Raw genomic sequence first — 19,186 nt, forward strand, 5'->3', positions numbered from 1 at the left:
GTCCTAGACAATAACATAATACGAAAGGAAACTGTCTATGATAAAAAAACTAATCGCAATCCCATTGTTAGGAACTACCGTCTTCTCGGCTTGCGGAAATCTCGATAGTGAGAAACAAATCGCTAAATTAGATTATTCTTCTACAATGTTTGAAAAAGAATCCTCCCCTGTGTCTAATATAGATACTTCTACATTTAGATCTGTTTTTAAAACAAGTGTATTTTTAGGAGATTCTATTACGGAGGGACTTCATGATCTTGATTTATTGGACGAGGCAAATGTAGTAAGCGCTATGGGGAAATCAATTGGAGATGCTCATAAAGATGTTGAGCAAGTAGTTAACCAAAAGCCGAAAAATATATTTATTTTGCTTGGACTATGTAATCTTATCGATACAAAAGAATCTGCAATAGCTCAATACACTCAACTGCTTCAAGAAATAAAAGAAAAATTACCTGACACAAAGATAAATATCCTATCGATTACACCCGTTACACTGGAACGGGCGCAGAAAGAAGTGCGCTATCAAAATATTATTGATTTTAATGAAGGTTTTAAAACGTTAGCGAAAAACGAACGAGTAAATTTCATCGACTTATCTCCGATATTCAAAAATAATAAAGATCTTTATGTGAAGGACGGCATACATTTTAAGCCTGAATTTTACTCAATTTGGTTGGATTACTTAAAAAATCAATTGAAATAAACCCTAAAGGAAGCGAACTATTGCTACAAGCAACAATTCGCTTCCTTTTTATTTATCGAAACACATTTTCTCTAATTTGAATTAGCTTCCGAATAATTATTTAGTGATAGCAATATTAATTTTTTAAAGTTCCTTTCCTTCACTTTGTCTATTCTTTAAATGATTTTTATCTTATCTGCATCTTATCTTTATCCATAACAATTAATCTATATTTTGTAAACGACAGATGCTTATGCAAGCGACTATTGCTTACAAAAAATATGATTTGAAAGGAAGAATAAAATGTTTAAAAAAGTATCTATTTTTCTAATGATGGGGGCTATTGCACTTAGCTCCGCAGCCTGTGTAGGTAAAGGGACTGAAAAAGCTTCGAATACAGTCACACAAAATACAGCAGATGATAAAAAATCGGAACACAAATATAAATCTATTTTTAAAAATAGTTTATTTTTTGGAGATTCTATTACAGAAGGAATTAGCTACCAAGAATTAATCGATGATACAAATGTTATCGCTGATGCAGGTAAAGTCACAGTTATGGCCGTAGAAGAAGATGTTGAAAAAGTAGTAGAAAAAAACCCTGAACACATTTTTATGAGTTTTGGTATTAATGATTTACTGATGCGAATGGATCTTAAAGGAAATCCAATCGATAACCCAGTCGAGTATTCAATAGATAATTATTCAAAACTAGTACAGAAAGTGAAGGAAAAGCTTCCTAATGTAAAAATACACATTTTATCTGTAACACCTGTTACTGAAAAAGCATTACAGGAGTTTGCACAATATAAACACATTGATGAATATAATGTGAAACTTAAAGAATTAGCAAAAGCTGAAAAAGCAGAATATGTCAATTTATCTCCAATTTTTGATAAAGATTTAGATTTACATGATGAAGATGGAGTACACTTTAAAGCTAATTATTATACGCAGCTACTCGACCTTTTAAAACCTTCTGTTAAGTAGTGTCCATATTTAAAAAAATTTTCAGTTCTATATGGAGGGACTGTAAATTTTATAAAAAGTAAAGTTTAACTATTTAGGAGGTGACAAATCTTGGTATTCAGTAGTTTAATTTTTGTTTTTCTATTTTTACCCTTAGCAATTCTTTTATATTATATATCCCCTAAGGTTCTTCGGAACTTTGTATTAGTTGTAGTCAGTCTAATTTTTTATGCATGGGGTGAACCAGTTTATATAGTGATTATGATATTCTCCACCCTGTTTGACTATGTGAATGGGGTACTTATAGACAAATATAGAAGTCACAAGGGTATTACAAAAGCTATATTCATTAACTCAATCATAATAAATTTAGGAATACTTGGATTCTTCAAATATTATGGTTTCGTAGTGGACAACATCAATACTATTTTTAACTTAAATATTCACGTTGAGACTCTCCCTCTGCCAATTGGTATCTCTTTCTATACATTTCAAACCATGTCTTATGTGATAGACGTTTATTTAGGAAAAGTACCTGCACAAAGAAACATTATTTCTTTCGGTACTTATGTAACGATGTTCCCACAACTTGTCGCAGGGCCAATTATAAAATACAGTGATATTGATAATCAACTACAAGATAGAAAAATAACATTAGATTGTTTTGGCGAAGGAATGGAACTATTTATTAGAGGTCTTGCACTAAAAGTACTTTTAGCTAATAATATAGGACTTCTTTGGACAAGTGTTAAATCAACTTCTATGTCAGAACTTACTATTCTAACAGCATGGCTTGGGATTATTGCTTTTGCCTTCCAAATTTATTTTGATTTTAGAGGATACTCAGCTATGGCTCAAGGCTTAGGGAAAATGTTTGGTTTTGATTTTCCAGAAAACTTTAACTATCCCTATATATCCAAAAGTGTCACCGAGTTTTGGCGTAGATGGCACATTTCATTAGGCTCTTGGTTTAGAGAATATGTATACATTCCTCTCGGGGGAAATCGGGCAGGATTACTCAAACAGCTTAGAAATTTGTTTATTGTTTGGTTCTTAACAGGATTATGGCATGGTGCGAGCTGGAATTTTGTTGTTTGGGGGCTGTATTTTGGATTATTCGTAACACTAGAAAAGCTATTTCTTTTAAAATGGCTTAAAAATAGAATGCGTGTTATTGCACATGTATACACACTTATCATCGTATTAATTGGATGGGTATTTTTTGAATTTGATAACTTATCAGTAGCAATAAGTTTCATTGGAACAATGTTTGGCTTTAATCAAACTGCTTTTTTGGATAATAATACACTCTATTATCTAACAACTAATTTTACACTATTTTGTATCTTAGCAATTTGTTCAACACCACTCCCAAAAAAGGCACTTGTATATTTAAGAGAAAAGTTGAAATTGTCAGGTGCTATTTGTATACCAATCTTATATTTAATATTAGTAGTTCTGTCAACTGCATATTTAGTAAACGACACATATAATCCATTCTTATATTTTAGATTTTAATTTTTATCTATAGGACATAGATATCATATTTAGTTTGAAAGAGGTGAGTTGCTTGAATCGGTATGAAAAAATATACAAATACACAATGGCGGGTTTGTTGTCGCTCTTTATAGGTGGAATGTTCAGTATTAATTTATTTACTCCAAATAAAACATTTTCAGATTCAGAGAATAGAAACTTAGAACAGTTACCAACGTTCTCTGTTCAAAATCTTTTAGATAAAAAATTCACTCCTAACTATGAAAAATATATTTCTGATCAGTTTGCATTTAGAGATTTTTGGATAAGCATGAAATCTGATATAGATCGAACAATAGGGAAAAAAGAAAATAACGGAGTGTATATCGGTAAGAATGGTTTTTTACTTCAAAAATTTAATAAACCTGAAGATCAAGATGTGAAAAGTAAAATTGACGCAATAAATGATTTTCATCTTGCAAATCCAAATGTGCAAAAACATGTAATGTTGGTACCTACGGCAATTAGTATTTTAGAAAATAAACTTCCTAATTATGTTTCTCATGTTGATGAGGTTACGTATATTGATAAAGTAAAAAAATCCTTGAATAAGGAAATCAATTTTATTGATGTATATCCTATGTTGAGTTCGAAAAAGAATGAATATATATATTATAAAACCGATCATCATTGGACTACTAAAGGTGCATATTATGCCTACCTAGAGTTAAGTAAAAATATGAAATTTACTCCTACCCAAAAAGAGTCATTCAACATTAAAAAAATTACTAATAGTTTTTATGGGTCACTATATTCAAAAGCAGGTTTTAGACATATAGATCCTGATAGCATTGAATTATACGAGCCTAAGGAAGCTGTCAAATACAAAGTGGAGTATGTTGATGAAGATAAAACCTCTAAATCCCTTTATGAGATGAATAACATTAAGAAAAAAGATAAATATACTGTCTTTTTCAACGGAAATCATCCATTAGTGAAGATAACAACTGAAAATACGAGTGGAAAAAAATTATTAGTTGTAAAAGATTCTTATGCGAATGCCTTACTTCCTTTTTTACTATCACATTTTAGCGAAATTCATGTAATTGATCTTAGATACTATAACGATAACCTAAATGTGTATATACAAAAAAACAAAATCAATGAAATGCTACTGATTTACAATGCAAATACTTTCTTTGAGGATTCATCTATAACTGATTTATCCGAATAAACGACAAGGAGAATTGTAACCTATGAGAAATTTATTAAAATCTTTTAATATAAAATCTATTATAACTATTATTCTTTACACTATTACTCTAGTAGTTTTAAGTGGTTGTTCTGGAAAACAAGAAACATCTGGTAATCCTTCCGCTATAGAAATAGGATTACAAATTGGTCACACTACTAGCGTAGAAGAAATGAAAGAAGGAGATAATAAAAAGCTTCAAAAGTTATATAACATACATTCTGATGAAGTTGAAAGTTTTGTTCTTTTTACCGCTCCTACAAACATTAAAGCTGATGAAATTGCTGTGATTAAAGTGAAAGATATAAAAAATATAAACAACATGAAAGAGAAAATTTCAAAAAGAATCGAAAAAAAATCAAAAAGCTTTAAAGACTATCTACCAGAAGAACATTTCTTAATAGAAAAACATGTCTTGAAAACAAAAGATAGCTATATTCTCTTAGCTATTTCAAAAGACTCTGATGAAATAGAAAAAATATTTGATAAAGCCCTTAAATAAAATTGACTAAAATAGAGAGTGTTCCTCACTTCTCTATTTTCTTGTATGTAGGACTTACCACAGGATAAAACATTGTTACGCTTCCATATACCTTTTAAAACTGGACATAATCTAACATCCCACTTATCTGAACCCCAATAACCAGTTAATGCCTCAGAAATTTTTTTGAAGTATATAGCTTTTGCATGACTATTAATTTTCTCTTGATTCATTTAATACTCTCCTATTGCTAATTTCCGTTTGAGCACGTTCATACCTTTAGTTATTTAGGGTTTGATAAAACACAACAAACGGGCGTGGTTGTTTTATCAAATTATCGCTCTCCCATATTGGCGACAAACCCTGGGCAAATTGCTAAAGATATATTACAGCTTTTACAGGTTCAATAAATAATTTATATGAATACAAAACGGGGGTATCTCTAATATTAAGATACCCTCATTTTAAAAGTTTTTTTACTTAATACAAATCTTAGCAGAACTCTGTATACAGTTCTGCTCCAAACTCTTATAATAATCCTGTTTATTTTCATATGGGAAAAAGTGACTTCCCGAAAACTCTTTCAAATTAAAAGAATTTGTCGTGACATTTCCCCAATTTTTCATACTACTTGCTGGTGCGTCTAGATCATTAGTTCCGCAATGAGCAATAATCGGACCATGAAATATTTCATTACGATAATCAAAAGACTCATTCAAACGATAATCATTTTTCACAATTAGTAAAATATATTGCAAAACTTCTTTATTTTCCAATAACTCTTTCGGTGTACCTCCTACTCGTATTAATTCTTTAACTAATTCACTATCATCCATATATGTTTGATAGTCATCAGGGAAATGATCTTGAGGTGCATGGCGACCTGCTACTATTAATAAATTCACTTTTTTCTTATATTTTTCTTCTAGTAAACAGGCTGTTTTAAAAGCAAGAATAGCTCCCATGCTATGACCATAAAAATATATTTGCGTTTGGTTTGTTACTCTGTTAATTGCTTCTGCGATTTGTGGAATCACATGAAGATAATCTGTAATATACCGTTCTTTTATTCTTGTTGATTTACCAGGTAGCTCTATCGGAAATACAGCTAAGTTTTGCTCCCATGTTTTCCAATTTCTAAAAGCGGCGGCACTGCCTCCAGCATGATGGAAGCAGAAAAGCTTATTACTATTTTCGTAATCTAACTCGTCCACAAAAGGAAACCACTTTTTAACGTCTATCACACCCATTCTTTATCCTCCTTGATATCCTTCATTCTTAATGGTTCTCGTTCCCGTATGCAAACTTTTTGAGAGGGTCCTATTTTTCTGCCAATATCATTCCATAATTTACAAGCTGTTAAATAATATTGTGTTGTTTGATTAAAGTAAGAACGATTCCAAATATCTTCATAAAATGTTAGAAGAGAACGTTCAACGCTTTTAGGCCATATCTTTTTATATTGATCTTCGAAGTTATTGTTTTGTGCAGTAAAGACAATCTCCTCTACTGGATAGCTTAGAAATTTATTGTCTATTCCCTTATTTAACATAGGCGATTCGTTTAATGACGAACTCATACACGGCATCCAATGCACTGAACCATGCGTGTCCGGTAAATACAATGTTCCTCTATTCGTTCCTAAAGTCACTCTATGCAATAAATAAATGTTACTTTCTGGATTAGCTAAATCCATTTGATTGAAAACACGTAATGTCACAGGGGTGTCCCGTATTTGTCCAGATAGCATATAAAAAGGATTATGCTCTGTAAGGTCATTAACTGGTTCAAATATACAGGATTGTAAACTACCAAGGGTTTGCCCTATAATATCTAGCATTGGAAATAATACTTGGATACTACAAGCCGCCTCTAAATAAATAATATCACTAACTTCTCTTAATGTTTTCGCCACTTGTATAAAGGAGTGTACAGCATCTACATTTGGATAAAAACTATTTAAGTGATATTTACAATTACCTACTTTCGCACTTTTAATTAGCTTTACATAGTCATCTTCATGAACAGGATGCTCCTGTATAACATGTATGCCTTTCTCTAAAAATGCTTGTGCTATACTTGTCCCTTCTCCACCCACGATCGTTGATTTAACAACAACGCACGCAACATCCACCTGCTCATTTGTTATATCTTCTACAGTTGTGTAAAGTGGAACATTCAATGTATTGGCGATTTCTTGTGACTGTTTACTACCCTTAGATAAAATACCTACAAGCTTATAATGAGATGGTAAATTTAAGATTGCTTTCAAATAATACGCACCGAATTTTGTACCACAAACGACTACTCTTAATGGCCTCATAATATCCCTTCTTCCAAGTCTAGGTGATTTTCTGTCTGTGAAGTAATGATAAAATCTTCTATTACACACTGTTCATGCAATTCTCGCATGACATTACTTGGATTCAATATGTCGCAAGCCCAATAAACCCCATTTTCCTGAATTATCCCTTCTATAATGGCTTCTACAGATAGCGCACAAATAATTCCACTAATCGTAAAGCTATTTTGACAAAGTAATTGAGCTTGTCGTCGTATCGATTGTCCCTTATATTTTCCAATCATTTCTATGACGAGTGTGTACCATGTTTGTCGAACAGGGTAAATGATAAGTTTTTCCATCAGATCATCTACAATTTGATGTAAATGTTCAGGCGTATTTTTCATTGCTAATTGTATACACGCCTGTTGTAATAATGAAAAAACAACTTTATTTGGATAAATATTATGCCAATGTGCTTCGGTAATATGTAGCTTTTTTGCAAGGCTAATTGTTTCATTTGTTATATACCTTTGAGCATATACTGTATTTTCCTCACCATTAATTGTCACATTTATTTTTTCTGTCTGTGCTATATCACGTACTATTTTTTCATCCTTATAAAAGGCATTCGCTGTACCAAAACCATAGATGGAGCTAAGCATTATATCAGCTGCTGCGCCTTTACTATATGCTTCTTCTCCTCCTGCATAGCCGCTTATTTTATCTATTTGATCAAATCCTTCTTGAGCTAATAGGCGAGGAAGAGTCCCCGATAAACCGGGAAAACTTCCTGCTGAAAGAATCATTATATTTGTTAGCTCCTGTTGTATAAATTTCTTCTCCAACAAATCTGCCCCAAATGCATCGACATAATGGGCCCCAGCTTTTATGGCAGCTTGAGCCACTCTATCAATAATACTATACGAGGGGCCTGCACAATTTAACACGATTGTACAGCCTGCACAAAATGTCTCTAGCGGTATTTGGTCATATATATCTACCTGCATATATTCCATAAATTTGTCTAATTGAGAATGTTCTTTATGCTCACTTCTACTCCCACAGCGTAGTGGATATTTATCTTTTAAATATTGTACAGCCGCTTGTCCAACAGCCCCATTGTAGCCAATAATTCCTATTTTAAATTGATGGTTCATGGCTTACTCCTTTTAGCAGCAATTGAGCAGTCTCTTTCACATTAGGCTCCTGCAAACACGTAATATGATTACCATTTATAGGAATTATATTTAAATGACCAAATGTAATATCTCTCCAAAATTCTTCGTTTCTTGTACCCATTACTGGTAAAAAGGACGATGTTTTATCAATACAACTAAATGCAACTACGTCTCCCATGAAAGGCTCGGTTCCATACGATACAACACCTTTAAAGCTTTGACAGAAGATTTGATATAGCGTTACCATGCGTTGCTTTTGAAAAGCTGAAATATCACCTTGCAAAGTTGGAACGGTAGTATATAAATCTACTAATCTCTGTTTAGGAGACTTGCTAGCAAGCTTTTGATAACATTGTGCAATTGGTGCAAACTCTCCGGTTAGATTACATAAATCTTCAATTGTAATGGTATTCGCTTCTTTTTTGATTAAATCATGTAGTGCTTTTTTAAGTAATTCATCCTCGATATCGTGACCACTTTTTACAAGATCAGCGCCTATTAATAAACCAAATGTTCTTTCCATTAATAAATCATTTCGAAGCTTTGCATCACAAGGCGTAGTATCTATTGTCATGACTGGTTCAACTTGAACACCTTCTGCAAGTAACACCTTTGCCGTTTCAACAGCAATAAGCCCACCCATACAGTACCCTATTAATTCAAAGCTTGAAGCGTTTAGTTTTAACAATTGTTGTGCATATTTTTGCCCTAAATTTTGAATAAGTGTTTCAGGTGTATAGGCTAAATAATCTGCTTCATCACCAAAAATAAATCCTACTATCGTGTCTTTGCGATTAGGTTCATCTATTAAATAAGGGCGCAATTGATTGTAAGGTGTAAGTGTTCCTGTTCCATCGTGGAATAGTACTTTAATTTTTCCGCCAACTTCTCCTTCAGCTAATATAACGAAAGATGTTTTCGTATCTGAGGCAGTTTCATCCTGCACTGTTTGATGATTTTCAAGAGAGTGACTTATCTTTTCTGCAATTTCTGCAATCGTCGGTGTTTGTAAAATCTCTACCATTAATTGATCCCACTCCCAATGCTCCACTTCTGAAAGTGTATCTCTCATTGCTGCCACAACTTGTGCAACTAGTAATGAATCGCCACCTGCTTGATAGAAGTTTTCATTGCGCCAAATACTTTCTCTATTTAGTGCTTTCGCCCAAATTTCTGCGATTCTTTTCTCTAAGTCACCTTGCGGAGATTCACCGGATTGTGCAATAAATGGATTGGATGCTTCTAGTCGACTTTGTAATGCACCTCGATCCACTTTGCCGTTTTCAGATAACGGTAGTTCACGAAGCACTTCAATATGCGCTGGTATCATATATTTTGGTAGTTGTCTTTCTAAATGTTGCTGAACCTCACTCGCATAAAGTCTCTTTCGTTCACCTATAAATTGACCGACAAATACTGCCTGATTTGCAGCGGATAATGGATCATTTTTTGTAGGATATACACCGGCTATCTCCACCTCTGTTGCTGCAAATAACTCATGCCACTGTTCACGATTGAAAAATACTTGATCATTGTTTTTTCTAAAGTCTTCAAAATCATTTAGACCAGCATGAAATTCCATTGATGTAAGAAGTGAATAGTTTTCCCCAGTCGTATCTGCTACTATTAACGCTCCTCCTTCAACTGTCATTTCCTTAAAGGTTTGTAACACTTGTGGCGCTTTCTTAGCGTTGTGTAAAACATTATTACATAAAATCAAATCAAAGGAAGATGCTTGAATTCCTTGAGACCAATAGGATTGATTGATATCATACAAACCATATGTAACCCACTTATAAGGTTCAAACGATTTTCGCGCTTCATTTAAAAAGAATTGTGATAAATCTGTAAAAACATATTCTACATTTTTATGATTTAATGTTGGTATTAACTCTAAACTTACACCGCCTACGCCAGCTCCTACCTCTAAAATTCGGAACGTTTTCTCTGGATAAGCCTTTCTAAATTCATCTACAATTGTATGGACAGCTTGCATTGTAACTTGATTTAATGAACGACTAATTAGGTTGTCTTTATATGCCGCTAAAGCAATATCAAAGCTTCCTTTAGGGAAAAATAAATCTAATGAATCAATATCCCCGCGAAGTAAACCTAGAAGATGCTTACTTGAATCTTCAAAGTAATCCACAAGTTTTTTTCCATACTGCATTTTTTCTTCAATGTCTCTCCATTTTAGCCAAGAGATTTCTGATGCATTGTGTGGTAAATCTTTATTGACTAGATAATAGTTTGACGTTGCTGGATTTTGCTTTATAAGATTTTCTTTACATAAAACATTCAGCCATCTTCTTAGTAGCTGATGGTAGTATGGATGTACTTTGACTATTTGCTGAATTTCACTTATAGAAAATTCTCGATCATCTATAAAAACATCTAAGTCTTGGAATGTTTTCATAATATCTAGTACGGCTGTCCAATTTGAAATTGTAGACCATTGTGCAAATAACTCTCGATCTACATTATGGGTCGCTTGATCTCCAGCGTTTTTAACTACAGTTGTTAATCTTTCTGAAGAAACCAATGTTTTTATTTGATTTGCATTTTTCCTTGCTTGCACGAATGCTGACATGTTAAATTCTTTACTTGCCAAATCTTTACTTGCAATAACCGCTGCATGCTCTATCAGCTGCATACGTTGCATAGAACTTTCAATTTCACTTAACTCAATGCGATGCCCATTAATTTTTACTTGAGTATCCTCTCTCCCTAAAAACTCAATCACACCATCTGGTAGGAATCTCCCTATATCTCCAGTTGCATATAAACGCTCTCCAGTGTAAGGATGGACAATAAATTTCGCTGTAGTATTTTTTTCATCCTGTAGGTAGCCGGTGGCAAGCCCCTCTCCCCCAATATATAAATCACCAATTGTCCAATCAGGGCATGACTCTAGCTCCTTATTCAACACATAAAAATATTGATTTGCTAATGGCTTACCATAAGGAATACTGTTCTTATAGGTAGTATTTATATCTATTGGATAATAAATAGACCAGATTGCTGCTTCTGTTGCTCCACCAAGGCTGATAAATTTCGCTTGTTCAAAATAATGTGCCATTTGTTTGGGTAATGTAACAGATATCCAATCTCCAGATAAAAATACTAAACGTAATTTTTTATGAAGAGTTGTTGTCGCATCCTGCATGTATGCATGAAGAAGTTGCAATTGGGCTGGTACTGAATTCCAAATAGTGGCTTGATGAGATGTTAAAAGCTCCAACCAATGTTTTGGATCTTTAAGACGTTTATGCTCTGGTAATATAACGCTACCACCAACACTTAATAATCCAAAAATATCGTATACCGATAAATCAAAAGCTAAATTGGCAATTGCTAAAACTCGATCATGCTCTGTTACTTGGAAACGATGATTCATATCCATTATTGTATTCAGTACTGCCCTATGACTAACAATAACGCCTTTCGCTTTTCCTGTACTGCCAGACGTATGAATAATATAAGCTGGCTGTTCTACATCTACACGTACAGGAATTAACTGTGCTTCTAAAGCAGTGTTTAATTGCTCGACTTCAATAAAGGAAAGAGATTCTTGTTCGTATAAATCACTATGGCTAGCATGACCTAAAATAAAAGTGGTTTTTGATTCACTTATAATATTTTTTTTACGAGCAATCGGTTGCTCAATATCTAAAGGTAAATACACGCCACCTGCTGTTAATGTTCCTATTACAGCAGCAATTTGCCAAATACCCTTTTGTAAGTCAATTGCTACAAAATCTCCTTGCCGCACACCTTTATTAATCAATGCCTGTTGAATGGCATAAACATAACGACCGAGCTCCTCATATGTAAAATATTTACCATCTGCGTAAATAGCTATATTTTTAGCATATTGTGCAATAGCATCTAGCACATTGTCATAGAGTAACCCCTTAGGTAAATCAATCGTTGTTTTATTTACTTCATTTCTAATCTTTTGCATTGCTTCAGGTAAACCTAATAATTGACGTTCTGTCCATGCTGTTTCGTTAGTTGCAAGTTTTGTTAAGTGATCTACAAAAAATTGAAAGGCTGAATCGATTAGCCCACTTGGAAAAATACCTTCACGTACATCCCAATTTATTAATATTCCATCCGGTTGTTCAGATACTTGACAATCAATCCATACTTGAGGTGTTTGACTAATTTTATATGCTAATTTCAACTTAGGCTCATTTTCAGACATATGACTATTCGCGTCTGCACCTAATGTACTTGTATAAACTACCGGTATAATAACATCACGATTACGATGTCGCTTTAATTCACGCAATACTTCAATTCCTGAAAAATCGCGATACTCTAAGTCTGTCCATAGCTGCTGTTGTATTTCAGCCGCATGCTCATAAAATGCTCTATCTCTTTTTGCATGTATTTCTAACAGATTGATGGTCGTAAAATCTCCAATTACATCATGAATTTGAGCATGAATATTAGGTCGATTAAGCATCGTTATATTCATACAAAAGTGAGATTGTTTTGACCATAAGCCAATAATTTCAGCAAAAGCTGTTAAAATAATACTGGAAGGAGTTAGCCGATGATCTTTTGCCTTCTGACTTAAAAATTGCCATTTATGATTAGGTAACAGGAAATTAAATTGTTCAAAACGAATTTTATTGCTATCAATTTTATCGCTTTGAACGGGTAACTCTGGCGCCTCTGGGAAAGTCTCTAAACGACTAGTCCAATAATTTTTAGCTTTTTCATTGGCAATCGAGCGATCATGTTGTTCATATTGTTGTATCATGACATCTCTAAATTGAATATCTAAAGCTGGTAATGGAGTATTTTCTGTATAGTAATAGTGTTCTAATTCTGCTATTAATACATTGATACTGACAAAGTCAGCAATTAACATATCAATAGATAGATGAATAACACTTTGATTTTTTTGCTGTGTAAGGACTAGGTCATACAACGGCCATTTATCAGGAGCATATTGCTTAACAGATAACTCATTTCTTACATGTAATAATCGTTGATTGGCTACTTCAGGTACTTCATCTGATAAATCAATAACTTGTATAGTTGGGAGCTCTACGTTTTTTAATACTTGCTGATAACCCTCCTGATGCACTATCGCACGGAGCATATCATGTCGCTTTATGACTTGGTGCCATGCCTTTTCAAGCCGTGTAGGATCAAAAGTAGTGCCAACTAGTTCTGCATATACTTTACAACCTACTCCTCCATAACGATAATTGTTGCTTCTACCTACTAAATAGGCTGATTGAATATCAGTAAGCGGAAAGGAATCATAGCGTTTTTCAGTATCATGAATAATTGATTGTTGTTCCTTCTGTAAATAATCAAGGAGTTGCTCTTTATATTCTTTCAATCGCTCTTTACGTTCATTTGTAAGTACACCAGTTGGAGCCTTAAAATGTAATTTTCCATCTTCTACCCAAAGGTTCACTCCCAGCTCGCTATACTCCTCTAATAATTTTTTCATGTTATAATATTCCCTCCTGATATTCGAAGTCCTTTTTCACAACTTCTATTAGATAGTCATCTTCTTTTAATGAATAAAGTGCTTTGATCGTTAATCCACTTTGATGAAATAGCACCTCAAATTGGGATTGTGTTCTTTCCTTACCTCCACACATCGTCCAAATATTTAAATCCGTCATATATAAATGCGAGGCATTTCCTTCAATAACCTCTGGTAATAATTTTTCAATGATAGTTAGTGTAGAATTTTCGCCCATACTTTGAGCGATATTACGTAAAATTGTGATTGCTGCTTCATCCTCCCAATCATGGAGGATTCGCGATAAAATATAGAGATCACCCAATTTAGGTACCTCTTGAAAAAAGTCTCCTGCCTGAAATGTACATCGACTGTTGATGCCGTAAAGCTCCAATTTTCCTTCTGCCTTTTGTTGTACATGTTGCAGATCTATTACAATCCCTTGAGCATTGCGGTAAAATTCCAAAAATTTCGCAATTATCTCTCCAGATCCTCCACCAACATCGATAATTTTTTTGATGCAGTACCAATCTTTTTTTTCTGCAAAATATGCTTCTAGTTGAAGCCGTTCACTTGTTTTACTCATCATCTTATTAAACACTTCAAATTTTTCATTTTGCTGTACTTGCGCTTGAAAATAAGACTGTTGTTCTACTAATTGATAAGGGATTTTCTTCGTTTTCATCGCTTCATAAAGCTTCGACCAATAAGGCATTGCCTGTCTGCCTGTGAATAATAAAAAATCCTTTAATGAATCACTTGCTTGTCCTGATAATTTCTCCCCTAAAGGAAGTAATTTAAAATAATTATTTTCTTCCTCCATATATTTCAAAGCTACTAATGGTCGCATAAAACGAAAGAGCATTTCTTCGTCAAGCGCTAATTCCTGTGCCAATAACGTTACATGCTTTCGTTCATCGAATAAGGCATCAAATATTCCTAATTCACAAGCTGTGTATAGCAAATAAGAAGTAGAAAAGCCTTGAATCGTTGAACGTATCATACTTTCTTGTATATCCATAGTTAATCTCCTTATTAATTACTGCTGCTATCTGCCATCAATTTATACCATCTACAAATAGTATTTTCTACGATATTAATAAGGGCATATAGCCCTCCTCCTAATAAAGCTAGCCCTATTACACCTGCATACATAGCTAAGTAATCTCTACTATCCATTCGATTTAAAATGTAATAACCTAATCCACTAAATGATGCAAAGGTTTCAGCTATAAATAGAATTGCTAATGCTGTTCCTAATGAAGCTCGCAAGGAAGTCATTACGCTCGGTAAGCAATAGGGTAGTGTCAAATGGCACAGTGTTTGTAGTTTTGTAGCGTTCAATGATTGAATAACTTGTTTCTGAGCATAAGGAATTCCTTTTGCGGCATCACGAATAACTACTACCAATTGAAAATAAAGAACAAAGGCAATTAACATGATTTTTGGGACATCCCCTAATCCAAATAGCACGAGAATAATTGGTAAAAAAACAACCTTTGGGATAGGATAAAGCACATATAATAAAGGACTTAATAAAAGATCTATCTTTTTATTCCACCCCATAAGTAAACCTGTAGGAATCGCGAAAAAGAGAGCACAGATTATACCGATACCTACTCGATAACTACTTATGAAAAAATGCTGTGTTAATTCACCACTAGTTACTACTGTTAAAAATGATTGTCCCGCTTCAAAAGGTGTAGGTAAAAAGGCTTTATTCAATGAGATGCTAGATAGATACCATAATAAAATAATGATGATGGTAGCGATGACTATACTATATGTCTTCTTCACACGGCTCTCCCTTTAACAATTGTTTAATTTGTTGTTGTTGACGATACATGAAAGCAGGATTACGTCGTTCCTCTATCTGATAACCATTCTCAATGGTGCCTGCAATTGTTTTTCCATTCGCGTGAAATACGACTATGCGATCGCTCATCATCAACGCTTCATCAATGTTATGTGTCACAAATAGTAGCGTTAAATTTCTTTCATGACGTATTTTCTGCAATGTTTGTATTAATTGCTCCTTCGTTAAAATATCTAACGCTGAAAATGGCTCGTCCATTAACAAAACTTTTGGCTTTTGGATTAAAGCTCTCCCTATCGCAACCCTTTGCTGTTGTCCCCCGGATAGTTGAAAAGGATAACTGTACTGCTGATTGTGAATATTCAATTGTGATAAAATAAATTGTGTCTCTTTTTCCCGTTCCTGCTTAGGTCGTTTGGCAAGCTTTAAAGGGAGAGCTATATTATCTTTCACCCTTTTCCATGGGAACAGGCCGTAATTTTGAAAAATAATCGCTATCTCCTGCTGTGGTCCTTTCAATTCTTTTCCATCAAAATAAACGGTTCCATTACTCGGTTTTTCCAAACCAGCTACAATTTTTAATAAAGAGGATTTCCCACTACCAGAAACACCAACAATAGCTACACATTCACCAGAAGATATTTGAAGGTTAATGTTTTGCAGGACATTAACCGTACCTGAGGCTGTCTTGTACGCTAAGTCAACATGCTGAATTCTATACACGACATATCCCCCTTTTTATTGTTCTTCCAATGACGTTTCTACTAGATCTTCATATGGAAAAGCTTTGTCCAATAATCCTCTAGAAACTAACCAATCAGATATACGCTCGACATTTTCTTGTGCTGGCACACAATTAGGAGTAAAAACTGGAACTGCATAATGCCCTTTTAAAATTTCCGGTACGTTTGCCACTTTTAGAGCAAGTTCAAAGTATTTTTCTGGGTGCTGATTTAACTGTTTAATCGCTTCGTTGTAAGCTCTTAGGAAGTTTTCAATCACAGCTCTATTTTCTGTTATGTTTTTTTGTGTCATAACGATGACTGATTGGGAAAAGTTCTTTCCAAGTGTTGTATCATCAATGACAATATTTGCACCTTGTGCAACAGTATAGCTTGCCAATGGCTCAGGTAATATAGCTGCTTGCGCTTCTTTTCCAGCTAATACTGTATCTACACGTAATGAAAGATTCGGAAGATGAATTTTCGTTATTTCAGAAGAATCTAGTTTCAAATGTCGTTCATATTGCTCCATTAAATAATCCATCATTGTATTCTCAGAGATCATGACAGATTGCCCTACTAGCTGCTTCGGTTCAACAATAGAGCTATGTGGAGAAGAAACGACTAAAAATCTTCCTTCCTTCTCCGTCGCACCTAATGCTAATGCAATCGTTTTAACATCAATGCCCCCCTTTTTTATTAAATTTTGAACGATCATATCAGTCATCATGCCATCTAGCTCACCAGCCTCCATCGCCTTCGATTGATCAGAGGCACTGCCAAACTCTATAAGCTCAACATCGGCACCATATTTTTGGAAAAGCTGATCCTTCTCTGCAACATAAAGAGGCAGACTATCATCGATACGCAACACACCTATTTTTAGTGAAGAATGCTTGGTCATTTTTGTATCTTCACTACACCCACTTATGAAAGCCAAAATGACAATCATAAAAATTATTCGAGAAAGGTGATATTGTCTCATAGAGCTCCTTCCTCCATAGTGACACTGTTTTCCTCAACGAATGCTGCTAGTTGTTCAAGACGTGAATGAGTGAATAATGTTTGAATAGAAAGCGCTATATTAAATTTCTCCTTTATTTTTCCGATGATTTGAATGGCCATTAAAGAATTACCTCCACATGCGAAGAAATCATCATCAATTCCAGGATGTGAATAAGACAATATTTCTTCCCAAATTTTCGCTATTTCTTTTTGCATCTCTGTAAAAGGCTCTCTATATTCAGATGACTCCTCTTGCTCTAGAGGTAACTGTTGTAAAAGTTTACGGTTAACTTTTCCGTTCTCTGACAGTGGCATTTTATCAATATATTTGTACACAGTAGGTAACAAATAATTAGGTAATTTTTGTGCCAATAAATTTTTGGTTTGTTCAATAGTTAGACCATTTTGTTCATCTTCTAATACTACATATGCCACTAATATTGTTGCTCCATTACGTTTATGAACAATTGTTGCCGCTTCCTTCACAGTAGGCAATTTAGCTAGGTGATAATCTATTTCACCTATTTCAACCCGATAGCCGTTTAGTTTAATTTGTGAATCTGCTCTCCCTAAAAATTCAATATTGCCATCAGGTAAATATCGCCCTAAATCTCCTGTATCATATAGGCGTTCTTTTGTAATTGGGTGAAGTAAAAATTGGTCATTTGTCCGCTCTTCATTTTTCCAATACCCCATAGCAAGTCCTAATCCTCCGATATACAATTTCCCTGGTACATTCACAGGACAAGCTGCCATTTGATCATTTAGTATATAGTAATATTGATTGGCTAAAGGTTTGCCATAAGGTATGCTCTTCCAATCCCTATTTACTGTTTGTATATCGAAACTATTTGACCATATAGACGCCTCCGTCGCACCACCTAATCCCAATATTCGAGTCTTTGGCGCAATTTCCCAAACATCTGTAGGCAAGCTTAATGAAATCCAGTCACCACTCAATAACACAGCCCTTAGTGTTGGATACTGAGCAGACTCTATATTCCTACTATATTTTGTTAACATTTGCATAAAGGCAGGCACTGTATTCCAAATGGAGATGTGATGATTTTGTATTAATTTTTTCCAATATGCAGGTTCTTTTACATGCTCCGCTTTTGGTATAACAATTCCACCACCAGCAGCAAGTATGCCAAAAATATCATATACGGATAAATCAAACGTTAGGTTAGATAATGCGAGAATACGATCCTCCGTACAAACAGCAAGTCGATGATTAATATCTAATACTGTATTTACTGCACCTCTATGATCAATCATGACACCCTTCGGCTTACCAGTAGAACCCGAAGTATAAATGACATACGCTAAATCTGAAGGCAACAAGTCAGGACTATCGACTAGACATTCTTGATGTGCCCATTTAGCATCAACGACCGTCACATGATAATCATTTAGGAAGGGTAGCTGTGTGAGTATATGTGCTTGTGTTACTATGGATTGAACTTCTCCTTCTTTTAAAAGAAATTCCATCCGTTCAATAGGCATTGTACAATCAATCGGTAAATATGCCTTCCCTGCTTTAATAATCCCCAATGCAGCAACTATTTGTTCCCATCCTTTTTCCATAACAATAGCAACTAATTTCCCTTTAGTACTATCCCGTTCAAGTAATGATTGAGCAGTATGATTTTTTAAATGACATAGCTGTTGATACGTAATAGTTTTTTCTTCTGAGAACACTGCGATATTAGTAGGATTTTCAGCTATTTGTTTTTCAACAAGACTTAACAACGTCTCATTTGATATTTCTGTGTCCTGCCCTTTAATTTTTCCTACTTGCTCTTGAGATGGTAAACGCACAAG

The 19,186-nt window shown here is 34.2% G+C and carries 14 protein-coding genes and 1 pseudogene; 5 read left to right on the plus strand and 10 right to left on the minus strand.

Annotation, left to right across the window (positions count from 1 at the left end; all coding sequences use genetic code 11):
• Window positions 1-37: 37 nt before the first annotated feature.
• The 5 genes from ACIQLB_RS12820 to ACIQLB_RS12840 all read left to right on the plus strand — a co-directional run bounded on the left by ACIQLB_RS12820 (window position 38) and on the right by ACIQLB_RS12840 (window position 4,884).
• A complete protein-coding gene (locus ACIQLB_RS12820) occupies window positions 38-706 on the plus strand; it encodes a GDSL-type esterase/lipase family protein (protein ID WP_400726105.1) in 669 nt (222 codons plus the stop codon).
• 282 nt (window positions 707-988) lie between these two features.
• Window positions 989-1,675 (plus strand): GDSL-type esterase/lipase family protein, encoded by a 687-nt coding sequence (locus tag ACIQLB_RS12825; RefSeq protein WP_400726108.1) that lies wholly within the window; start codon window positions 989-991, stop codon window positions 1,673-1,675.
• Between the two features lie 90 nt (window positions 1,676-1,765).
• Complete coding sequence (locus ACIQLB_RS12830) at window positions 1,766-3,172, plus strand: MBOAT family O-acyltransferase (RefSeq protein WP_400726110.1); 1,407 nt, start codon at window positions 1,766-1,768, stop codon at window positions 3,170-3,172.
• Window positions 3,173-3,224: 52 nt separating this feature from the next.
• Window positions 3,225-4,364, plus strand: a complete 1,140-nt coding sequence (locus ACIQLB_RS12835) for a DHHW family protein (protein ID WP_400726112.1) — start codon at window positions 3,225-3,227, stop codon at window positions 4,362-4,364.
• Window positions 4,365-4,386: 22 nt separating this feature from the next.
• The gene (locus ACIQLB_RS12840) at window positions 4,387-4,884 is read left to right on the plus strand and encodes a DUF4358 domain-containing protein (protein ID WP_400726115.1); all 498 of its coding nucleotides are present in this window, start codon (window positions 4,387-4,389) and stop codon (window positions 4,882-4,884) included.
• A gap of 455 nt (window positions 4,885-5,339) precedes the next feature.
• Here ACIQLB_RS12840 and ACIQLB_RS12845 read toward each other — a convergent pair whose 3' ends face one another.
• The 10 genes and pseudogenes from ACIQLB_RS12845 to ACIQLB_RS24640 all read right to left on the minus strand — a co-directional run.
• Window positions 5,340-6,113 (minus strand): thioesterase II family protein, encoded by a 774-nt coding sequence (locus tag ACIQLB_RS12845; RefSeq protein WP_400726118.1) that lies wholly within the window; start codon window positions 6,111-6,113, stop codon window positions 5,340-5,342.
• The gene (locus ACIQLB_RS12850; protein WP_400726121.1) at window positions 6,104-7,186 is read right to left on the minus strand and encodes a Gfo/Idh/MocA family oxidoreductase; all 1,083 of its coding nucleotides are present in this window, start codon (window positions 7,184-7,186) and stop codon (window positions 6,104-6,106) included. The genes ACIQLB_RS12845 and ACIQLB_RS12850 overlap by 10 nt, the downstream gene beginning before the upstream one ends.
• Window positions 7,183-8,304, minus strand: a complete 1,122-nt coding sequence (locus ACIQLB_RS12855) for a saccharopine dehydrogenase NADP-binding domain-containing protein (RefSeq protein WP_400726124.1) — start codon at window positions 8,302-8,304, stop codon at window positions 7,183-7,185. Before ACIQLB_RS12855 ends, ACIQLB_RS12850 begins: the two co-directional genes overlap by 4 nt.
• Entirely contained in the window at window positions 8,288-13,801 is a 5,514-nt protein-coding gene (locus ACIQLB_RS12860) for an amino acid adenylation domain-containing protein (RefSeq protein WP_400726127.1), read from the minus strand. Before ACIQLB_RS12860 ends, ACIQLB_RS12855 begins: the two co-directional genes overlap by 17 nt.
• A 1-nt stretch (window position 13,802) precedes the next feature.
• On the minus strand, window positions 13,803-14,840 hold the full coding sequence (locus ACIQLB_RS12865; RefSeq protein ID WP_400726130.1) for a methyltransferase: 1,038 nt from the start codon (window positions 14,838-14,840) through the stop codon (window positions 13,803-13,805).
• A gap of 14 nt (window positions 14,841-14,854) precedes the next feature.
• On the minus strand, window positions 14,855-15,616 hold the full coding sequence (locus ACIQLB_RS12870; RefSeq protein ID WP_400726133.1) for an ABC transporter permease: 762 nt from the start codon (window positions 15,614-15,616) through the stop codon (window positions 14,855-14,857).
• A complete protein-coding gene (locus ACIQLB_RS12875) occupies window positions 15,600-16,358 on the minus strand; it encodes an ABC transporter ATP-binding protein (RefSeq protein WP_400726136.1) in 759 nt (252 codons plus the stop codon). The genes ACIQLB_RS12870 and ACIQLB_RS12875 overlap by 17 nt, the downstream gene beginning before the upstream one ends.
• 15 nt (window positions 16,359-16,373) lie before the next feature.
• Complete coding sequence (locus tag ACIQLB_RS12880) at window positions 16,374-17,342, minus strand: ABC transporter substrate-binding protein (RefSeq protein ID WP_400726139.1); 969 nt, start codon at window positions 17,340-17,342, stop codon at window positions 16,374-16,376.
• Entirely contained in the window at window positions 17,339-17,677 is a 339-nt protein-coding gene (locus ACIQLB_RS24635) for a phosphopantetheine-binding protein (protein WP_427495234.1), read from the minus strand. The genes ACIQLB_RS12880 and ACIQLB_RS24635 overlap by 4 nt, the downstream gene beginning before the upstream one ends.
• Window positions 17,666-19,183 (minus strand): annotated as a pseudogene (locus ACIQLB_RS24640) (amino acid adenylation domain-containing protein); the annotation flags it as partial. The gene ACIQLB_RS24635 and the pseudogene ACIQLB_RS24640, both read right to left, overlap by 12 nt.
• Between the last annotated feature and the right edge of the window lie 3 nt (window positions 19,184-19,186).

The sequence above is a fragment of the Lysinibacillus sp. NPDC092081 genome, from assembly GCF_044755845.1.
Taxonomy (GTDB): domain Bacteria; phylum Bacillota; class Bacilli; order Bacillales_A; family Planococcaceae; genus Lysinibacillus.